Genomic DNA, 19958 nt, shown 5'->3' with positions numbered 1-19958 from the left:
GATGTTTGAGCGTTTGCGTGAAGATATCCAAAGCGTATTCCATCGAGACCCGGCGGCGCGTAACGCTTTTGAAGTCCTGACCTGCTACCCCGGCATGCATGCGATCTGGATTCATCGTCTGGCCGGCATGCTCTGGCGCAACGAATTGAAGTGGCTGGCGCGGCTGGTGTCGAACTTCGGTCGCTGGCTGACCGGGATCGAGATTCACCCGGGCGCCAAGGTCGGTCGGCGTTTCTTCATCGACCACGGCATGGGCATCGTCATTGGTGAAACCGCCGAGATCGGCGACGACGTGACTATCTATCAGGGTGTAACCCTCGGCGGCACCAGTTGGAACAAAGGCAAGCGCCACCCGACGCTGGGTGATGGCGTCGTGGTCGGTGCTGGCGCCAAGGTGCTTGGCCCGTTCACGGTGGGTGCCGGCGCCAAAGTCGGCTCCAACGCTGTGGTCACCAAGGAAGTGCCGCCGGGCGCCACGGTGGTGGGGATTCCGGGGCGGATCATCGTCAAGACCGATGAAGAGCAGGACGCCAAGCGCAAAGCCATGGCGGAAAAGATCGGTTTCGACGCCTACGGTGTCAGCGAAGACATGCCTGACCCGGTGGCCCGCGCCATCGGCCAATTGCTCGATCATCTGCAAGCGGTGGACGGGCGTCTGGAAGGCATGTGCGGCGCACTGAAGGATCTGGGCAGCAATTACTGTGCGAAAGATCTGCCTGAGCTGCGCGAAGAAGACTTCGCTTGCGTCAAGGGCAAGGACGAATCGAAAGCCGGCTGAACCGCGGCGCTGCTTTTCGCGAGCAGGCTCGCTCCCACAAGAGCAATGCATTCCAATGTGTGAGCGAGCCTGCTCGCGAAGAACGATCACGCGGTTGCGCTGGCTGTCCGCGCCCCGTCTTTGCTATAGTGCGCGCGCTCTTTTGCGGGTAAACCCGACTAAAGCACTAGGTCTTATAGTTGACTTAAATGCTCGGGAATTGCATACTCCCGCCCATTCCGAACTCCGTGGTAACTGTCCATGCGACTGACTACAAAAGGCCGATACGCCGTGACCGCCATGCTTGACCTGGCGTTGCACGCGCAGCACGGGCCGGTGTCTCTGGCCGATATCTCCGAGCGCCAAGGCATCTCCCTGTCCTACCTCGAACAGCTGTTCGCCAAGCTGCGCCGCAGCAACCTGGTTTCCAGCGTTCGCGGTCCGGGTGGTGGCTACCAGTTGTCCCGCGACATGCAGGGCATCCAGGTCGCCCAGGTGATTGATGCGGTGAACGAATCGGTCGATGCCACCAAGTGCCAGGGCCAGGGCGATTGCCATTCCGGTGATACCTGCCTGACCCATCATCTGTGGTGCGACTTGAGCCTGCAGATTCACGAATTTCTGAGCGGTATCAGCTTGGCCGACCTTGTGACTCGCCGTGAGGTACAAGAAGTGGCCCAGCGTCAGGACCAGCGCCGTTGCAGCAGCAAGGCGCCACGCCTGGACAAGATTGAAGCGTCCGCCGTCGAATGACAGCCGAAGAGCTACCCGCGGCACGCCAGCCCTGATTTAGGAGATAGTCCATGAAATTGCCGATTTACCTTGATTACTCTGCAACCACCCCGGTTGATCCGCGCGTTGCGCAGAAAATGAGTGAATGCCTGCTGGTCGACGGAAACTTCGGTAACCCGGCGTCCCGTTCCCACGTGTTCGGCTGGAAGGCTGAAGAGTCCGTCGAAAACGCTCGTCGTCAGGTGGCCGATCTGGTCAACGCCGACCCGCGTGAAATCGTCTGGACCTCCGGCGCCACCGAATCCGACAACCTGGCGATCAAGGGCGCGGCACATTTCTACGCCTCCAAGGGCAAGCACCTGATCACCAGCAAGATCGAGCACAAGGCTGTCCTCGACACCATGCGCCAGCTGGAGCGTGAAGGTTTCGAAGTGACTTACCTCGAGCCGACCGAAGACGGTCTGATCACCCCGGCAATGATCGATGCTGCACTGCGCGAAGACACCATTCTGGTGTCGGTGATGCACGTCAACAACGAAATCGGCACCATCAACGACATCGCCGCAATCGGCGAGATGCTGCGCGCCAAAGGCGTGTTGTTCCATGTCGACGCGGCTCAGTCCACCGGCAAGGTCGAGATCGACCTGCAGAAGCTGAAAGTCGACATGATGTCGTTCTCCGCCCACAAGACTTATGGCCCTAAAGGCATCGGCGCGCTGTACGTCAGCCGCAAGCCGCGTGTGCGCATCGAAGCGACCATGCACGGCGGCGGTCACGAGCGCGGCATGCGTTCCGGCACCCTCGCGACCCACCAGATCGTCGGCATGGGCGAAGCGTTCCGCGTAGCCAAGGAAGACATGGCTGCCGAAAACGTGCGCATCAAAGCCTTGAGCGATCGCTTCTACAAGCAGGTCGAGCATCTGGAAGAGCTGTACGTCAACGGCAGCCTGACCGCCCGCGTTCCGCACAACCTGAACCTGAGCTTCAACTACGTTGAAGGCGAGTCGCTGATCATGGCGCTCAAAGATCTGGCGGTATCGTCCGGTTCGGCCTGTACCTCGGCGTCGCTGGAGCCTTCGTACGTACTGCGCGCCCTGGGCCGCAACGACGAACTGGCACACAGCTCGATCCGCTTTACCTTCGGCCGTTTCACCACCGAAGAAGAAATCGACTACGCCGCGCAGAAAGTCTGCGAGGCCGTTACCAAGCTGCGCGCTCTGTCGCCGCTCTGGGACATGTACAAAGACGGCGTCGATATCTCGAAAATCGAGTGGGCGGCACACTAACTATAGAAGCCGCCGGATACAGATCCTGTAGCGACGCGGCGTTAACGCAGCGCAGTTGCAGGGTCTCAAGAGCGGCCCTGATGAGTGAGGATTGAGAATCATGGCTTACAGCGAAAAGGTCATCGACCACTACGAAAACCCGCGCAACGTCGGCAAGATGAACGCGGAAGATCCTGATGTCGGCACCGGCATGGTCGGCGCTCCGGCGTGCGGCGACGTGATGCGTCTGCAGATCAAGGTCAACGATCAGGGCGTTATCGAAGACGCCAAGTTCAAGACCTACGGTTGCGGTTCGGCCATTGCCTCCAGCTCCCTCGCCACCGAGTGGATGAAGGGCAAGACCCTGGACGAAGCCGAAACCATCAAGAACACTCAGCTGGCCGAAGAACTGGCCCTGCCGCCAGTGAAAATCCACTGCTCCGTGCTCGCTGAAGACGCTATCAAAGCGGCTGTCCGCGATTACAAGCAGAAGAAAGGCTTGATCTGAATTTCAAGATTCGGCGACGAGTAAGGAGTCAACGATGGCTATCAGCATGACAGAAGCGGCTGCTCGACACGTGCGGCGCTCCCTCGACGGGCGCGGCAAAGGTGAAGGGATTCGTCTGGGTGTTCGCACCACAGGCTGTTCCGGCCTTGCCTACGTGCTGGAGTTTGTCGACGAGGTAGTGGCGGAAGATCAGGTGTTCGAGAGTCACGGCGAAAAGGTGATCATCGACCCGAAAAGCCTGGCCTACCTGGATGGCACCGAGCTCGACTTCGTCAAGGAAGGGTTGAACGAAGGCTTCAAGTTCAACAACCCCAACGTGCGCGGTGAATGTGGCTGCGGCGAAAGCTTCAACATCTGAGGCTGGTCGTGGGTATTCCTTGTCATTTCGCTTTATTCGAGCTGCAACCGAGCTTCCGCCTGGATCTCGAGCAGTTGGCCACGCGCTATCGTGAGTTGGCGCGCGGCGTCCATCCTGACCGTTTTGCCGACGCCTCCGAACGCGAGCAGCGCTCGGCACTCGAGCAATCGGCGCGGCTCAACGACGCCTACCAGACGCTCAAGAGTCCGGCCCAGCGCGCACGCTACCTGCTGAAAATCAGCGGGCATGAAGTGCCGATGGAAGTCACCGTCCACGATCCCGAGTTTCTTCTGCAGCAGATGCAATGGCGCGAAGAGCTCGAAGATCTGCAGGACAGTGCCGACCTCGACGGTGTCGCGGTATTCAAACGTCGTTTGAAGGCAGCTCAGGAACAGCTCAACGAAAGCTTCTCAGCCTGTTGGGATGATGCAGCGCAACGCGAGCAGGCCGAACGCCTGATGCGGCGCATGCAGTTCCTCGACAAGCTCACCTACGAAGTGCGCCAGCTGGAAGAGCGCCTCGACGATTAACCCAGTGCTGCCCTGATTGCACGCTGACAGACAGACAAGACCTGATCACCATGGCTCTACTGCAGATCGCCGAACCCGGCCAAAGTCCTCAACCGCACCAGCGCCGTCTGGCTGTGGGCATCGACTTGGGTACTACCAATTCGCTGGTCGCTGCGCTGCGCAGTGGTCTTTCCGAACCGCTGGCCGACGCCAACGGGCAGGTCATCCTGCCGTCCGCCGTGCGTTATCACGCCGACCGCGTCGAAGTCGGTGAGTCCGCCAAGCTGGCAGCAGCCTCCGATCCTCTGAACACCGTGCTCTCGGTCAAGCGCTTGATGGGTCGTGGTCTATCCGACGTCAAGCAATTGGGCGAGCAACTGCCGTACCGCTTTGTCGGCGGCGAATCGCACATGCCGTTTATCGATACCGTGCAAGGCCCGAAAAGCCCGGTTGAAGTCTCCGCCGATATCCTCAAGGTCCTGCGTCAGCGCGCTGAAGCGACCTTGGGTGGTGAACTGGTTGGCGCGGTAATCACCGTTCCTGCCTACTTCGACGATGCGCAGCGTCAGGCCACCAAAGATGCGGCCAAACTCGCCGGTCTGAACGTGTTGCGTCTGCTCAACGAACCGACCGCTGCCGCTGTAGCGTACGGTCTGGATCAGCACGCCGAAGGTCTGGTGGCGATATATGACCTGGGCGGCGGTACTTTCGATATTTCCATTCTGCGTCTGACTGGCGGCGTTTTCGAAGTTCTGGCCACTGGCGGCGACAGCGCGCTGGGCGGCGATGACTTCGATCATGCGATTGCCGGCTGGATCATCGAGAGTGCTGGCTTGTCCGCCGATCTCGACCCGGGCGCACAACGCAATCTGCTGCAAACTGCCTGTGCGGCCAAAGAAGCTTTGACCGACGCCGCCAGCGTTGAAGTGGCTTACGGCCACTGGAAAGCCCAGTTGACCCGCGAAGCCTTCGATGCGCTGATCGAGCCAATGGTCGCGCGCAGTCTGAAAGCCTGCCGCCGCGCGGTTCGCGATTCCGGTATCGAACTGGAAGACGTCCACGCCGTGGTCATGGTCGGCGGTTCGACCCGCGTGCCACGTGTTCGTGAAGCCGTTGCCGAAGCCTTCGGTCGTCAGCCATTGACGGAAATCGACCCGGATCAAGTGGTGGCCATCGGGGCCGCGATCCAGGCCGACACCCTGGCTGGCAACAAGCGCGATGGCGGCGAACTGCTGCTGCTCGACGTGATTCCGCTGTCCCTGGGGCTGGAAACCATGGGCGGGCTGATGGAGAAGGTGATTCCGCGCAACACCACCATCCCCGTCGCGCGCGCCCAGGACTTCACCACTTATAAAGACGGCCAGTCGGCCATGGCGATCCACGTGTTGCAGGGCGAGCGCGAGCTGATCAGCGACTGTCGCTCTCTGGCACGTTTCGAATTGCGCGGCATTCCGGCGATGGTGGCCGGTGCGGCGAAAATTCGCGTGACCTTCCAGGTCGATGCCGACGGTCTGCTCAGCGTGTCTGCCCGTGAATTGGGCTCGGGCGTTGAAGCGAGCATTCAGGTCAAACCATCCTATGGTCTGACCGATGGCGAAATCGCCAAGATGCTCAAAGATTCGTTCCAGCACGCCAATGACGACAAGGTCGCCCGTGTTCTGCGTGAGCAGCAAGTCGATGCCCAGCGCCTGCTCGAAGCGGTGCAGGGCGCGCTGGATGCCGATGGCGAGCGTTTGCTCGATGCCGAAGAGCGCATGGTCATCGAACTGCAAATGCAGGAACTGGCCGAACTGATGAAAGGTACCGATGGCTATGCCATCGAGCAGCAGACCAAGCGTCTGTCGCAAGTGACCGATGCTTTTGCTGCCCGCCGCATGGATCTGACGGTGAAAGCCGCTCTGTCGGGGCGCAACCTGAATGAAATCGAGGATATCTGATGCCGCAGGTCATTTTTCTGCCCCACGAGAAGTTCTGCCCTGAAGGCATGGTGGTCGAGGCTGCGCCCGGCACATCGATTCTCGAACTGGCCCACGAACACCATATCGAGATGGAAAGCGCGTGCGGCGGCGTCTGCGCCTGCACCACGTGCCATTGCATCATCCGCGAGGGTTTCGACTCGCTGGAAGAGGCCGACGAGCTGGAAGAAGACTTCCTTGATCGTGCCTGGGGCCTTGAGGCGCAATCGCGTCTGGCTTGCCAGGCCATCGTCGGTGAGGAAGACCTCACCGTCGAAATTCCGAAATATTCGCTTAACCATGCGGCCGAAGCGCCGCACTGACTGGTAAGACTGTCATGAGCTACGGTTGGAATGATGTTCAACGCATTGCAGAAGAATTGGCGGAAGCCAAGCCGGATGTAGATCCGCTTTCTGTCAATTTCGTCGACCTGCAGCGATGGATCATGGAACTGCCTGACTTCGACAACACCTCCGGCCGTGTCGGCGAGAAGGTGTTGGAAGCGGTTCAGGCGCTCTGGATCGAAGAAGTCGACTGATCGTCCTCGCAGGTTAGGCAATACCAAAGAACCCGCGTATAATTCGCGGGTTTAATTTTTCGCAAATTACCGTTTCTGGAGTTACACCATGGCTGTTCAACGTACTTTCTCCATCATCAAGCCTGACGCCGTTGCTAAAAACGTGATCGGCAAGATCACCACTCGCTTCGAAGACGCTGGCCTGCGCGTTGTAGCTTCGAAACTGAAGCAACTGTCCAAAGCCGAAGCCGAAGGCTTCTACGCTGAGCACAGCGAGCGCGGTTTCTTCGGTGACCTGGTTGCTTTCATGACTTCCGGTCCGGTTGTCGTTCAGGTTCTGGAAGGCGAAAACGCTATCGCTCGCAACCGTGAGCTGATGGGCGCTACCAACCCTAAAGAAGCTGCTGCCGGCACCATCCGTGCTGACTTCGCTGAATCGATCGACGCCAACGCCGTTCACGGTTCGGACTCCGAAGCTGCTGCCGCTCGCGAAATCGCTTACTTCTTCGCAGCTACTGAAGTAACCACTCGCTAAGCATTGCTTGCAGAGTGAAGGTGAATCCATGACTACATCGACTGTTAAAACAAACCTGCTGGGTCTGACCCAGCCGGAAATGGAAAAATTCTTCGACTCAATCGGGGAGAAGCGTTTCCGTGCCGGTCAGGTAATGAAATGGATTCACCACTTTGGCGTCGATGATTTCGACGCCATGACGAACGTCAGCAAAGCCTTGCGCGACAAGCTCAAGGCCATTGCTGAAGTGCGTGGTCCGGAAGTGGTCAGCGAGGACATCTCCAGCGACGGCACCCGTAAATGGGTGGTGCGCGTGGCGTCCGGCAGCTGCGTCGAGACCGTGTACATTCCCCAGGGCAAGCGCGGCACCTTGTGCGTTTCGTCCCAGGCAGGCTGTGCCCTGGATTGCAGTTTCTGCTCCACCGGCAAGCAAGGCTTCAACAGCAACCTCACCGCCGCCGAAGTCATCGGTCAGGTGTGGATTGCCAACAAATCTTTCGGCAGCGTCCCGGCCACCGTCGACCGTGCGATCACCAACGTGGTGATGATGGGCATGGGCGAGCCGTTGCTGAACTTCGACAACGTCGTCGCCGCCATGCATCTGATGATGGATGACCTCGGCTACGGGATCTCCAAGCGCCGCGTGACCCTGTCCACCTCGGGTGTGGTGCCGATGATCGATGAGCTGGCCAAGCACATCGACGTGTCCCTGGCGTTGTCCCTGCACGCACCGAATGACGCATTGCGTAACCAATTGGTGCCGATCAACAAGAAATATCCGCTTAAGATGCTGCTCGAGTCGTGCCAGCGCTACATGTCCGCCCTTGGCGAGAAACGTGTGCTGACCATCGAGTACACGTTGCTCAAGGACGTCAACGACAAGCTTGAGCACGCAGTGGAAATGATCGAGCTGCTTAAAGACATCCCGTGCAAGATCAACCTGATCCCATTCAATCCGTTCCCGCACTCCGGGTACGAGCGGCCGAGCAACAATGCCATCCGCCGCTTCCAGGATCAGTTGCATCAGGCCGGTTTCAACGTCACCGTGCGCACCACCCGTGGTGAAGACATCGATGCCGCATGTGGTCAATTGGTAGGGCAGGTGCTGGATCGCACCCGTCGCAGCGAACGTTACATCGCCGTGCGCGAGTTGAGCGCCGACAGCGATCTGGCACAGAACGCCGCGAACACTAACTAAGAGAGGATCTCTATGTCCCTGCGCTTTGCGCTGCTGTTGCTGTTGGCCAGCCTGTGCGCTGGTTGTGTCCTGTCGGGTGACTACAACCCGATGAAGACCAGCAAGGGCCGCGATGAAGCGCGGGCTGCCTACGTGCAGCTGGGGCTGGGCTATCTGCAGCAAGGCATGACCGAGCGCGCCAAGGTGCCATTGAAGAAAGCGCTGGAACTGGACGGTTCCGACCCCGACGCCAATGCGGCCCTCGGTCTGGTGTTCCAGGCTGAAATGGAGCCGGCACTTGCCGACGAGCACTTTCGCAAGGCCCTGTCCTCACGTCCCGCCGATGCGCGCATCCTCAACAACTACGGCAGTTTTCTCTACGAAGAACAGCGCTACAAGGAAGCCTACGAGCGTTTTGAACAAGCGGCCGCCGATACCCTGTATCCTGAGCGCTCGCGGGTCTTCGAAAACCTCGGCATGACCGCCGCCAAGCTTGGCCAGCGTGATCTGGCGCAGCAACAGCTGGAAAAAGCTCTGCGCCTGAATCGCCAACAACCGCGCGCATTGCTGGAAATGGCTGAGTTGTCCTTCGAAGACAGGCATTATGTGCCCGCGCGTGACTATTACGACCGTTTCAGCCAGCTCACCGAACAAAATGCACGTAGTCTATTGCTCGGCGTTCGGCTGGCAAAAGTGTTTGAAGATCGCGACAAGGCAGCCAGTTACGGTCTGCAATTAAAACGACTCTATCCCGGTACGCCGGAATATCAGCAATACCTGTCGGAGCAATGATGAAAGCGGCGCATCCCGAAGTTGTAGCAGCGAATCGCGTAAATCCCGGTGAGACCCTGCGCCAGGCCCGCGAAAGCAATGGCTGGTCGCTGGCCGAAGTGGCCCTCAAGCTCAACCTCACCGTGACGTCCCTGAGCAATCTTGAAGCCGGCGCTTTCGACAAGCTGCCGGGGCATACCTTCGCTCGCGGTTACATTCGCGCCTATGCCAAATTGCTCGGCATGGACCAGACCGTTCTGGTTCAGCAATTCGACCAGTCCACCGGCACCGACTCCCAGGGCAGCAACGTTCACGCCCTCGGTCGTATCGAAGAGCCAGTGCGCGTTTCCCACACCATTTTGCGTATTGTCAGCCTGTTGTTGCTGATTGCGGTCATCGGCGGCGGTTTCGTCTGGTGGCAGGATCAGACCTCGCAGCGCACCCGCGATCTGACCAGCCTGGCGCCGGAACACGTCGAAGTCGAAGGCGCGGACGGCACCACGCAGATCCACCCGATCGACGAGCCGGAAGATCAGGCTGTCGCCGAAAATCAGGCCGACAGTTCGACAACGCTGGCCTTGCCGCAGTCGGAAACCAGTGCTGAATCGACCGGCGCCGAATCTGCTGCCCCAGCGACCGAGCCAGCTGCCCCGGCAGTTGCGCCAAGCGCACCGGCACAGACGCCTGCGCCAGTGGTGGCGGCTCCGGCCACTCCAGCGCCGAATGTCCCAGCGACACCTGCCCCGACCGCGCCGGTCGCCCAAGCGCCAAGCGCTGAAGCAGCTGCTCCGGTTGCCGGCGAAGGCCAGGTGCAATTGCAGTTCACCGGCGATTGCTGGGCACAGGTGACCGATGGCCGTGGCAAAGTGATTTTCAGTGGTCTGAAGCATAAAGGCGACAGCGTGACCGTTTCCGGCAAACCGCCGCTCAATGTGCGTCTGGGCGTTGCCCGCGCAGCACAGGTCAGCTACAACGGCCAACCGGTCGATATCGCTCCGTTCACCAGTGGCGAGACTGCTCGCCTGAAGTTGGGTCAATAAGTCATGCACGGCGAATCTCCAATCAAACGTCGCGAATCGCGCAAGATCTGGGTCGGCAACGTACCGGTGGGCGGCGACGCGCCGATCGCTGTGCAGAGCATGACCAACAGCGATACCAATGATGTCGCTGCGACCGTGGCGCAGATCAATCGTCTGGAAGCCGCCGGCGTCGACATCGTTCGCGTCTCGGTGCCGGACATGGACGCCGCCGAGGCGTTCGGCAAGATCAAGCAACTGGTCAAAGTGCCGTTGGTGGCTGACATCCACTTCGACTACAAAATCGCCTTGCGCGTGGCCGAACTGGGTGTGGATTGCCTGCGTATCAATCCGGGCAACATCGGTCGTGAAGACCGTGTGCGTGCCGTGGTCGATGCGGCGCGTGATCGCGGCATTCCGATCCGCATCGGCGTCAATGCCGGTTCCCTGGAAAAAGACCTGCAAAAGAAATACGGCGAGCCGACCCCGGCGGCGCTGGTCGAGTCCGCTTTGCGCCACGTTGAACACCTTGAACGCTTGAATTTCCAGGACTTCAAGGTCAGCGTTAAGGCCTCCGACGTGTTCATGGCCGTCGAAGCGTACCGTTTGCTGGCGAAAGAAATCGTCCAGCCGCTGCACCTCGGCATCACTGAAGCTGGCGGTTTGCGTTCGGGCACGGTGAAATCCGCCGTGGGCCTAGGTATGCTGCTCGCCGAAGGGATTGGCGATACTATCCGCATCTCGCTGGCGGCCGACCCGGTCGAGGAAGTGAAGGTCGGTTATGACATTCTCAAGTCTTTGCATCTGCGTTCCCGTGGCATCAACTTCATCGCCTGCCCGAGCTGCTCGCGGCAGAACTTCGATGTGGTCAAGACCATGAACGAGCTGGAAGGGCGCCTTGAAGACCTGCTGGTGCCGCTGGATGTCGCGGTCATCGGTTGCGTGGTCAACGGCCCCGGCGAAGCCAAGGAAGCCCATATCGGCTTGACCGGCGGCACGCCCAACCTGATTTACATCGACGGCAAGCCGTCGCAGAAGCTGACGAATGACAATCTGGTGGACGAGCTGGAAAAGCTGATCCGCCAGAAAGCGGCCGAAAAGGTCGAAGCTGACGCTGCCGTTATCGCGCGCGGCTGATCGAATGAATTAAGGAAATTTTGTGAGCAAGTCTCTGCAAGCCATTCGTGGCATGAACGACATCCTGCCCGAACAGACCCCGCTGTGGCGTTATTTCGAAGGCACTGTGGCGCGTCTGCTGGATAACTACGGTTACAAGCAGATCCGCATGCCGATCGTCGAGTTCACCGAGCTGTTCAAGCGCTCGATCGGCGAAGTGACCGACATCGTCGAAAAAGAGATGTACACCTTCGAAGACCGCAACGGCGACTCCCTGACCCTGCGTCCGGAAGGTACCGCGGCGTGCGTGCGTGCCGTACTCGAGCACGGCATCACCGGCGGTGGTCAGGTGCAGAAACTCTGGTACATCGGCCCGATGTTCCGCCACGAGCGTCCGCAGAAAGGCCGTTATCGTCAGTTTCACCAGATCGGTCTGGAGGTGTTCAACCTCGACGGTCCGGACATCGACGCCGAGCTGATCATCATGACCTGGCGCCTGTGGGGCGAGCTGGGCATTCGTGATGCGGTCAAGCTCGAACTCAACAGCCTCGGCACCAGCGAATCCCGTGGTCGCTATCGTGAAGCCCTGGTCGAGTACCTCTCGGCGCACCACGACAAGCTCGACGAAGACAGCCAGCGTCGCCTGAAAACCAACCCGCTGCGCGTGCTCGACACGAAAAATGCCGACACCCAGGCCGTGCTGGTCGATGCGCCGAAAATGGCCGACTACCTCGACGACGAGTCCCGCGCTCACTTCGAAGGCCTGAAGGCGCGTCTGGATGCCGTCGGCATTCCTTACGTGCTCAACCCGAAACTGGTGCGTGGCCTCGATTACTACAGCAAAACCGTTTTCGAATGGGTCACCGACAAGCTCGGCGCCCAAGGCACCGTGTGCGCGGGCGGCCGTTACGACGGTCTGGTCGAGCAGATGGGCGGCAAGCCAACCCCGGGCGTCGGTTTCGCCATGGGCATCGAGCGTCTGGTATTGATGCTCGAAACCCTTGAGCAGATTCCGCAGGAAATTGCCCGTCAGGTCGACGTCTACCTCTGCGCCTTCGGTGAAGAGGCCGAGCTGGCCGGTCTGGCCCTGGCCGAACGGGTTCGCGATGAACTTCCAAACCTGCGCCTGCAAGTCAATGCCGGCGCCGGCAGTTTCAAAAGCCAGTTCAAGAAGGCCGACAAGAGCGGTGCGCTGTACGCATTGATCCTCGGTGACGACGAAATGGCCCAGCAAGTGGTAGGTTTCAAACCCCTGCGTGGCCAGGGCGAACAACAAAGCATTGCCTGGGATGCGCTTGCCGCTCACCTGGCCACCTGCGTCGTGCAGGGTTGAAGCTGTCTTAACAGCCGATTTAGCGATTAAGGAGTATTGGGGTGTCGAGTACCGAAGACGAACAGTTGGCGGATTTGAAGGACTGGTGGACACGCAACGGCAAACCTCTGGTCACCGGCGGCCTGTTGGCGCTGGTCATCGTGTTCGGCTGGCAGGCCTGGCACAAATATCAGAGCAACCAGTCGCAAGGCGCCTCGGTGCTCTATCAGCAATTGCTGGAAACCACGCTGACGCCTGACGGCAAGCCTGATGCCGCCCGCGTTGCGGATCTGGCCGGCAAGCTCAACAGCGAATACGGCGGTTCTGCCTATGCGCAATACGGCAGCCTGTTCGTCGCCAAAGTGGCGGTTGACAGCGGCAAGCTGGACGACGCGGCAACCGAACTCAAAGCCATCGTCGACAAACCGGCCAACCCGGCGCTGGGCGAAATCGCCCGTCAGCGTCTGGCGCAGGTGCTGGGCGCGCAGGACAAGGCCGAAGACGCCCTGAAACTGCTCGACGGCGATGCCGACAAAGCGTTCCTGGCCACTCGCGAAGAACTCAAGGGCGACCTGCTGGTGCGCTTGGGCCGTACCGATGACGCGAACAAGGCGTATCAAAAAGCCAAGGCGGCACTGTCGGATGAAGCGGCGGTCGGTGGCCTTCAAATCAAGCTCGACGACCTGGCCAAAGGGGATGCGTGACGTGATCCGTTGGAAGCATGCAGCATTGCTGGCTCTGGCCCTTCTGGCCGCGGGTTGCAGCAGCAACAGCAAGAAAGAATTGCCACCGGCCGAGCTGACCGACTTCAAAGAGGAAGTGGTTCTGCAGAAGCAATGGAGCCGCTCGATCGGTGACGGTCAGGGCGAGACCTACAACATGCTGGTGCCGGCGATCGACGGTGACACCATCTACGCCGCCGATGTTACCGGTGTCGTAATGGCCATGGATCGCAGCAATGGCGACGTGAAGTGGGACCAGGATCTGGAACTGCCTGTCTCCGGCGCCGTTGGCGTGGGTTACGGTCTGGTACTGATCGGTACCCTGCGTGGCGAAGTCGTCGCTCTGGACACCAGCAACGGTGAAGAGAAGTGGCGTGCCCGCGTCAACAGTGAAGTCCTCGCGCCGCCGGCCAACAATGGCGACGTGGTCGTTGTGCAGACCCAGGACGATCGTCTGATCGGTCTGGACGCTGCCACCGGCAACCAGCGCTGGGTGTATGACAGCACCCCGGCGGTCCTGACCCTGCGTGGCACCAGTGCTCCGCTGGTCACCAACCGTCTGGCGGTAGCTGGCCTGTCGACCGGTAAAGTGGTTGCGCTGGACATCTCCAACGGCGTGCCGGTGTGGGAACAACGCATCGCCATTCCACAGGGTCGTTCGGAACTGGAGCGCGTGGTCGACATCGACGGCGGCCTGCTGCTGTCCGGCGGCACGCTGTACGTGGCCAGCTATCAGGGTCGCGTTGCGGCACTGGATCTGGAAAGCGGTCGTCAACTGTGGCAGCGCGATGCGTCGAGCTATGCCGGTATCGCTCAAGGTTTCGGCAGCGTCTACGTGAGCCTGTCTTCGGGCACCGTTGAAGGCGTCGACGAGCGTTCCACCACCGCACTGTGGAGCAACGACTCGCTGGCTCGCCGTCAACTGTCGGCACCGGAAGTGTTCTCCAGCTACGTAGCTGTGGGTGACCTGGAAGGTTATCTGCATCTGCTGAGTCAGGTCGACGGTCGTTTCGTCGGCCGTGAGCGCATCGACAGCGACGGCCTGCGTGCCCGTCCGCTGGTGGTGGGCGACACGATTTATGTGTATGGCAACAGCGGCAAACTGGAAGCCCTGACCATCAAGTAACAACTATGCTTGGGGTTCATCCCCAAGCGGCCCTGCATCAGCAGGGTTTGCAGCGCCCCCGGGTGTTGCCCCGAGCACCAGCCGCTGCCTCGCAGCGGCTTTTGTATTTTCTGAAATAACGAAGTGGAGAGCCGCATGGTTCCCGTAATCGCCCTGGTGGGCCGACCGAACGTCGGCAAGTCCACCTTGTTCAACCGCCTGACCAGGACGCGTGACGCCATCGTCGGCGACCTGTCCGGTCTGACCCGTGATCGCCAGTACGGTGAGGCCAAGTGGCAAGGGCGTTCCTACATTCTGATCGACACCGGCGGTATCTCCGGTGACGAACATGGTATGGACGAAAAAATGGCCGAGCAGTCGCTGCTGGCCATCGAAGAAGCCGATGTGGTGCTGTTTCTGGTAGATGCCAAGGCCGGTTTTACCGCTGCCGACCAGATGATCGCCGAGCATTTGCGCAAACGTAACAAGCGTTCCCACGTGGTGGCCAACAAGGTCGACAACATCGACCCGGAAATGGCCCGCGCCGAATTCGCCCCGCTGGGCATGGGCCACGCGATCCCGATCGCCGGCGCCCACGGCCGTGGCATCACGCAACTGCTGGAAGCCGCCCTGAGCGAATTCCCGCGCGATGATGACGAGCCGGCTGAGGGCGAAGAGGAAGAAGTCGTTGCCGAAGGCGAGGAAGCCAAGCGCATTCCTGGCCCGAGCGAGAAAGACGGGATCAAGATCGCCATCATCGGCCGTCCGAACGTCGGCAAGTCGACCCTGGTCAACCGTATGCTCGGTGAAGACCGGGTCATCGTGTATGACCAGCCGGGCACCACCCGCGACAGCATCTACATTCCGTTCGAGCGCAATGAAGAGAAGTACACGCTGATCGACACCGCCGGTGTGCGCAAGCGGGGCAAGATCCACGAAGAAGTCGAAAAGTTCTCCGTGGTCAAAACCCTGCAGGCGATCAAAGACGCCAACGTGGTGATCTTCGTGATGGACGCCCGCGAGGGTGTGGTCGATCACGACCTGAACCTGCTGGGCTTCGCGATCGAATCCGGTCGTGCGCTGGTCATCGCGATCAACAAGTGGGACGGCATGACGCCGAGCGAGCGCGACTTTGTGAAAGTCGAGCTGCAACGTCGTCTGTTCTTCGTCGACTACGCCGACATTCACTTCATCTCGGCGTTGCACGGCACGGGCGTGGGCAACCTCTACGCTTCGGTGCAGAACTCGTTCAAGTCCGCTGTTACCCGCTGGCCGACCAACCGTCTGACCCAGATTCTCGAAGATGCGGTGGGCGAGCACGCGCCGCCGATGGTCAACAACCGCCGGATCAAGCTGCGCTACGCTCACCTCGGTGGTGCGAACCCGCCGATCATCGTGATCCACGGTAACCAGATCGAGAAAGTGCCGAAGTCGTACGTGCGCTATCTGGAAAACACTTACCGTCGTGTACTCAAGTTGGTCGGTACGCCGATCCGCATCGAGTTCAAGGGCGGCGAGAACCCGTACGAAGGCAACAAGAACACGCTGACCGACCGCCAGGTCAACAAGAAGCGTCGCTTGATGTCGCACAACAAGAAAGCCAGCAAGAAGCGCCGCGACAAGAAGTAGAAGCAGCTGCGAGTTTCAAGCTGCAAGCTGCAAGTAAAAGCGGTAAAGCAGAGAGGGCTTCGTATGAAGCCCTTTTTTGTGGGCGCGGGTTTTTGCTTGCAGCTTGCAGCTTGACGCTTGAAACTTGCAGCTCACCTGCAAGGGGCCTCCGATGATCACCAGCAAGCTGCCGAATATCGGCATCACTATTTTCACGCAGATGTCTCAGCTCGCGGCGCAGACCGGCGCGATCAACCTGTCCCAGGGTTTCCCGGATTTCGACGGCCCGCAGTCGTTGCGTGATGCGGTCGGGCGGCATATCGCCAGTGGCCATAACCAGTATTCACCGATGACCGGATTGCCGGCGTTGCGTCAGCAGATCGCGGCCAAGATCGCGCGCAGCTATGGCGTGACTGTCGATGCCGATCATGAAGTGACGGTAACGCCCGGTGCGACTCAGGCAATCTTCTGCGCGATTCAGGCAGTGATTCACAGCGGCGATGAAGTCATCGTCTTCGATCCGTGCTACGACAGCTACGCCCCGGCGACGGAGCTGGCGGGCGGTCGTTGCGTGCATGTGCAGCTGAATCCGGACGATTTCTCCATCGACTTCGACCAGCTCGCTGCGGCCCTGAGCCCGCGGACGAAAATGATCGTCATCAACACCCCGCACAACCCTAGCGGCGCGTTGATCAGCCGCGACGAGCTCGATCAACTGGCGGCGTTGATCCGCGATCGCGACATCTATCTGATCAGCGACGAAGTCTACGAGCACTTGGTTTTCGACGGCGTGCCGCATGTCAGCGTGCTGGCCCATGAAGAGTTGTATCAGCGCGCGTTCGTGGTCAGCTCGTTCGGCAAGACGTACCACGTCACCGGCTGGAAAACCGGCTACGTCGTCGCCCCGCCAGCGCTGACAGCCGAATTGCGCAAGGTGCATCAGTACGTCAGTTTCTGTGGCGTCACGCCGCTGCAATACGCGCTGGCCGATTACATGGCCGAGCACCCGGAGCACGTTGAAGAGCTGCCGGGTTTCTATCAGGCCAAGCGCGATCTGTTCTGCGATCTGCTCGCGCCGTCGCGCTTCAGTTTTACCCGAGTCACCGGCACCTATTTCCAGTTGGTCGATTATTCGCAGATCCGTCCTGATCTGAATGATGTCGACATGGCCATGTGGATGACTCGCGAGCACGGTGTCGCGAGCATTCCGGTGTCGGTGTTCTACCAGAATCCACCGCAAGGCCAGCGCCTGATACGCCTGTGCTTTGCCAAACGCGAGGAGACGCTGCGTGAAGCGGCGGCGAAACTATGCGTGATCTGAGTGCATTGCCAGACCTGACTCTGGCGTTGATCCAGACCAGCCTGGCCTGGCACGACCGCCAGGCCAACCTCGAGCATTTCGAGCTGCTGCTGGAGCAGGCCCGTGGCGCCGATCTGATTATCCTGCCGGAGATGTTCACCACCGGTTTTTCCATGGAATCGGAAACCCTCGCCGAAGCCGAAAACGGCCCGACCAGTAAATGGCTGCGGGCGCAGGCGGCCAAGTTCGATGCGGTCATCACTGGCAGCGTGATCATCCAGGCGGCTGACGGCAGCCATCGCAACCGCTTGCTGTGGGCGCGGCCGGACGGTGAAGTGCTGCATTACGACAAGCGTCACCTGTTTCGTATGGCCGGCGAGCACAACCATTACACGCCGGGCGAGCGTCAGGTGCAGTTCGAGCTCAAGGGCTGGCGGATTCGTCCGCTGATCTGCTACGACCTGCGTTTCCCGGTGTGGAGCCGCGACGCGCAGGACACCGATCTGCTGCTATACACCGCCAACTGGCCGGGCGCACGGCGTCTGCACTGGAATCGCCTGCTGCCGGCACGAGCGATTGAAAATCTCTGCTACGTGGCAGCGGTAAATCGGGTGGGCAGCGATGGCAAAGGCTTCGCGTATACCGGTGACAGTCAGGTGCTGGATTTTCAGGGCGAGACGTTGCTGGCGGCGGGGGAGGCGGATGGTGTGTTCAAGGTGATTGTGGAAGCGGCGCCGTTGGCGGCGTATCGCGGGCGCTTTCCGGCGAACCTGGATGCCGACACGTTTGAGTTCACCTGATACTCCCAGCGCCTGTCAGGACGCCTTCGCGAGCAGGCTCGCTCCCACAGGGAAATGCATTCCAAATGTGGGAGCGAGCCTGCTCGCGAAGGGGCCATAAAAGTCAGCCAGAAACCTGTAGGCAAAAAAAGGCCCCGGAGCTCACACTCTGGGGCCTTTCGCATTTCAGCAGTCGGATTACGCCGCTTTCGCCTCCGGCTGGCTCAGCGAGCGGTTCAGTGCGCTGAACAATGCCTTGAAGCTGGCGGTGGTGATGTTTTCATCGATACCCACGCCGTGCACCGCACGTTCACCGTTCACCCGCAGTTCGATGTAGGCCGCCGCTTTGGCATTGGTGCCCGCGCCGATCGCGTGTTCGTTGTAGTCCATGATTTCCACCGGAATCGGCAGGCCGGCGACCAGTGCTTCCAGCGCGCCGTTACCCTTGCCGCGCCAGTGCAGGTTGGTTTCGCCCTGACCTTTGCTGGCCACTTCGACTTCGACGGCGCTGTTGCCGTTCTCTTCCTGCAAACGATGGCTGACCAGCGCGTAAGGAGTGTTGGCTTGCAGGTATTCGCTGATCAACAGTGAGTGAATCTGCTTGGCTGTCATCTCCAGGCCCAGGCGATCGGTTTCACGCTGCACGACCTGGCTGAACTCGATCTGCATGCGGCGTGGCAGGCTGATGCCGTATTCCTGTTCCAGCAAGTAAGCGATGCCGCCCTTGCCCGATTGGCTGTTGACGCGAATCACCGCCTCGTAGCTGCGGCCAATGTCGGCCGGGTCGATCGGCAAGTACGGCACTTCCCACAGTGCATCGGGTTTCTGCTGGGAGAAGCCTTTGCGAATCGCATCCTGGTGCGAGCCGGAGAACGCGGTGTGCACCAGGTCGCCAACGTACGGGTGACGTGGGTGAACCTGAATCTGGTTGCACTCCTCAACCACTTTGCGCACGCCGTCGATGTCGGAGAAGTCCAGCTGCGGGTCGAGACCCTGGGTGTACATGTTCAATGCGACGGTGACGAGGTCGACGTTACCGGTGCGCTCGCCGTTGCCGAACAGGCAGCCTTCGACGCGATCGGCGCCGGCCATCAGGCCCAGCTCGGTGGCCGCGACGCCGGTGCCACGGTCGTTGTGGGTGTGCAGGCTGATGATCACGCTGTCACGACGATTGATGTTGCGGCCGAACCACTCGATCTGGTCGGCGTAAACGTTCGGCGTCGCGCATTCAACGGTGGCCGGCAGGTTGAGGATCATCTTGTGCTCAGGCGTCGGGTTCCACACCTCGATCACTGCATCGCAGACTTCCTTGGCGAATTCCAGCTCGGTAGCGCTGAAGGTTTCCGGCGAGTATTCGAAGGTCCACTCGGTTTCCGGCTGCATGGCTGCATATTTGACGAACAGCTTGGCAGCGTTGACTGCGATGGCCTTGATACCGTCCTTGTCCTGGTTGAAGACGATGCGACGGAAAGAAGGCGAAGTGGCGTTGTACAGGTGAACGATGGCTTTCTTCGCCCCGCGCAGGGATTCGAAGGTGCGCTCGATCAGGTCTTCACGGCCCTGGGTCAGTACCTGAATGGTGGTGTCGTCCGGGATGTGGCCTTCTTCGATCAGCGTACGCACGAAGTCGAAGTCGGTTTGCGACGCGGCCGGGAACGACGCTTCGATCTCCTTCACGCCGACCTGCACCAGGGTTTTCCAGAACCGCAGCTTCTTCGCCGCGTCCATTGGTTCGATCAGCGACTGGTTGCCGTCACGCAGGTCGGAGCTGCACCAGATCGGCGCGGCGTCGATGGTCTTCGACGGCCAGGTGCGATCCGGCAGGTTGATGACGGGAAACGCGCGGTATTTCGAAGACGGGTCTTTGAGCATGCTCATCGGGAAATTCCTTGTTGTCTGGGCCGAAAAGAGGCGGCCTGCCGGTTGAACGAATGTTC

Annotated in this window: 21 protein-coding genes; 20 read left to right on the top strand and 1 reads right to left on the bottom strand. The window is 60.2% G+C overall.

The window, feature by feature from the left end; translation table 11 throughout:
- The first annotated feature begins 1 nt into the window (after nucleotide 1).
- The 20 genes from cysE (at nucleotide 2) to KVG87_RS15385 (ending at nucleotide 18042) form a co-directional block, all read left to right on the top strand.
- Nucleotides 2–778 (top strand): serine O-acetyltransferase, encoded by a 777-nt coding sequence (cysE, locus tag KVG87_RS15480; RefSeq protein ID WP_024014221.1) that lies wholly within the window; start codon nucleotides 2–4, stop codon nucleotides 776–778.
- A 240-nt stretch (nucleotides 779–1018) separates the two neighbouring features.
- On the top strand, nucleotides 1019–1510 hold the full coding sequence (gene iscR, locus KVG87_RS15475; protein ID WP_016773323.1) for a Fe-S cluster assembly transcriptional regulator IscR: 492 nt from the start codon (nucleotides 1019–1021) through the stop codon (nucleotides 1508–1510).
- Between the two features lie 50 nt (nucleotides 1511–1560).
- The gene (locus tag KVG87_RS15470) at nucleotides 1561–2775 is read left to right on the top strand and encodes an IscS subfamily cysteine desulfurase (RefSeq protein WP_016773324.1); all 1215 of its coding nucleotides are present in this window, start codon (nucleotides 1561–1563) and stop codon (nucleotides 2773–2775) included.
- A 100-nt stretch (nucleotides 2776–2875) separates the two neighbouring features.
- Entirely contained in the window at nucleotides 2876–3262 is a 387-nt protein-coding gene (gene iscU, locus KVG87_RS15465; protein WP_003227907.1) for a Fe-S cluster assembly scaffold IscU, read from the top strand.
- A gap of 34 nt (nucleotides 3263–3296) precedes the next feature.
- A complete protein-coding gene (iscA, locus tag KVG87_RS15460; protein ID WP_003227904.1) occupies nucleotides 3297–3620 on the top strand; it encodes an iron-sulfur cluster assembly protein IscA in 324 nt (107 codons plus the stop codon).
- A gap of 8 nt (nucleotides 3621–3628) precedes the next feature.
- Nucleotides 3629–4150 (top strand): co-chaperone HscB, encoded by a 522-nt coding sequence (gene hscB, locus KVG87_RS15455; protein WP_217851436.1) that lies wholly within the window; start codon nucleotides 3629–3631, stop codon nucleotides 4148–4150.
- A 50-nt stretch (nucleotides 4151–4200) separates the two neighbouring features.
- Complete coding sequence (hscA, locus tag KVG87_RS15450; protein WP_217851433.1) at nucleotides 4201–6066, top strand: Fe-S protein assembly chaperone HscA; 1866 nt, start codon at nucleotides 4201–4203, stop codon at nucleotides 6064–6066.
- A complete protein-coding gene (gene fdx, locus KVG87_RS15445; RefSeq protein ID WP_016773327.1) occupies nucleotides 6066–6407 on the top strand; it encodes an ISC system 2Fe-2S type ferredoxin in 342 nt (113 codons plus the stop codon). Before hscA ends, fdx begins: the two co-directional genes overlap by 1 nt.
- Nucleotides 6408–6421: 14 nt before the next feature.
- Nucleotides 6422–6622 carry a Fe-S cluster assembly protein IscX gene (gene iscX / locus KVG87_RS15440; RefSeq protein WP_027619659.1) on the top strand — a complete coding sequence of 67 codons (201 nt, stop codon included), beginning with the start codon at nucleotides 6422–6424 and terminating at the stop codon, nucleotides 6620–6622.
- An 88-nt stretch (nucleotides 6623–6710) separates the two neighbouring features.
- Entirely contained in the window at nucleotides 6711–7136 is a 426-nt protein-coding gene (ndk, locus tag KVG87_RS15435) for a nucleoside-diphosphate kinase (protein WP_024014216.1), read from the top strand.
- Between the two features lie 28 nt (nucleotides 7137–7164).
- Nucleotides 7165–8313 (top strand): dual-specificity RNA methyltransferase RlmN, encoded by a 1149-nt coding sequence (gene rlmN, locus KVG87_RS15430; protein ID WP_024014215.1) that lies wholly within the window; start codon nucleotides 7165–7167, stop codon nucleotides 8311–8313.
- 12 nt (nucleotides 8314–8325) lie between these two features.
- Nucleotides 8326–9084 (top strand): type IV pilus biogenesis/stability protein PilW, encoded by a 759-nt coding sequence (gene pilW, locus KVG87_RS15425; protein ID WP_016773330.1) that lies wholly within the window; start codon nucleotides 8326–8328, stop codon nucleotides 9082–9084.
- Nucleotides 9084–10103 (top strand): RodZ domain-containing protein, encoded by a 1020-nt coding sequence (locus KVG87_RS15420; RefSeq protein WP_217851431.1) that lies wholly within the window; start codon nucleotides 9084–9086, stop codon nucleotides 10101–10103. Before pilW ends, KVG87_RS15420 begins: the two co-directional genes overlap by 1 nt.
- Before the next feature lie 3 nt (nucleotides 10104–10106).
- Complete coding sequence (ispG, locus tag KVG87_RS15415) at nucleotides 10107–11216, top strand: flavodoxin-dependent (E)-4-hydroxy-3-methylbut-2-enyl-diphosphate synthase (RefSeq protein WP_016773332.1); 1110 nt, start codon at nucleotides 10107–10109, stop codon at nucleotides 11214–11216.
- A 22-nt stretch (nucleotides 11217–11238) separates the two neighbouring features.
- A complete protein-coding gene (gene hisS / locus KVG87_RS15410; RefSeq protein ID WP_016773333.1) occupies nucleotides 11239–12528 on the top strand; it encodes a histidine--tRNA ligase in 1290 nt (429 codons plus the stop codon).
- 41 nt (nucleotides 12529–12569) lie between these two features.
- Nucleotides 12570–13211, top strand: a complete 642-nt coding sequence (locus tag KVG87_RS15405; RefSeq protein ID WP_056790153.1) for a tetratricopeptide repeat protein — start codon at nucleotides 12570–12572, stop codon at nucleotides 13209–13211.
- Entirely contained in the window at nucleotides 13204–14355 is a 1152-nt protein-coding gene (bamB, locus tag KVG87_RS15400; protein WP_051600540.1) for an outer membrane protein assembly factor BamB, read from the top strand. Before KVG87_RS15405 ends, bamB begins: the two co-directional genes overlap by 8 nt.
- Nucleotides 14356–14490: 135 nt before the next feature.
- Nucleotides 14491–15963, top strand: a complete 1473-nt coding sequence (gene der / locus KVG87_RS15395; protein WP_024014210.1) for a ribosome biogenesis GTPase Der — start codon at nucleotides 14491–14493, stop codon at nucleotides 15961–15963.
- Between the two features lie 151 nt (nucleotides 15964–16114).
- A complete protein-coding gene (locus KVG87_RS15390) occupies nucleotides 16115–17263 on the top strand; it encodes a pyridoxal phosphate-dependent aminotransferase (protein ID WP_217851429.1) in 1149 nt (382 codons plus the stop codon).
- The gene (locus KVG87_RS15385; RefSeq protein WP_217851427.1) at nucleotides 17251–18042 is read left to right on the top strand and encodes an amidohydrolase; all 792 of its coding nucleotides are present in this window, start codon (nucleotides 17251–17253) and stop codon (nucleotides 18040–18042) included. Before KVG87_RS15390 ends, KVG87_RS15385 begins: the two co-directional genes overlap by 13 nt.
- 177 nt (nucleotides 18043–18219) lie before the next feature.
- Here the strand turns inward: KVG87_RS15385 and leuA are convergent, their stop codons facing one another.
- Nucleotides 18220–19899 carry a 2-isopropylmalate synthase gene (gene leuA / locus KVG87_RS15380; RefSeq protein ID WP_217851426.1) on the bottom strand — a complete coding sequence of 560 codons (1680 nt, stop codon included), beginning with the start codon at nucleotides 19897–19899 and terminating at the stop codon, nucleotides 18220–18222.
- Nucleotides 19900–19958 lie beyond the last annotated feature (59 nt).

This window comes from Pseudomonas siliginis (genome assembly GCF_019145195.1).
Classification (GTDB): domain Bacteria; phylum Pseudomonadota; class Gammaproteobacteria; order Pseudomonadales; family Pseudomonadaceae; genus Aquipseudomonas; species Aquipseudomonas siliginis.
Note: the sequence above shows the minus strand (reverse complement) of the source record. Positions and strands in the feature narration are given on the sequence as shown.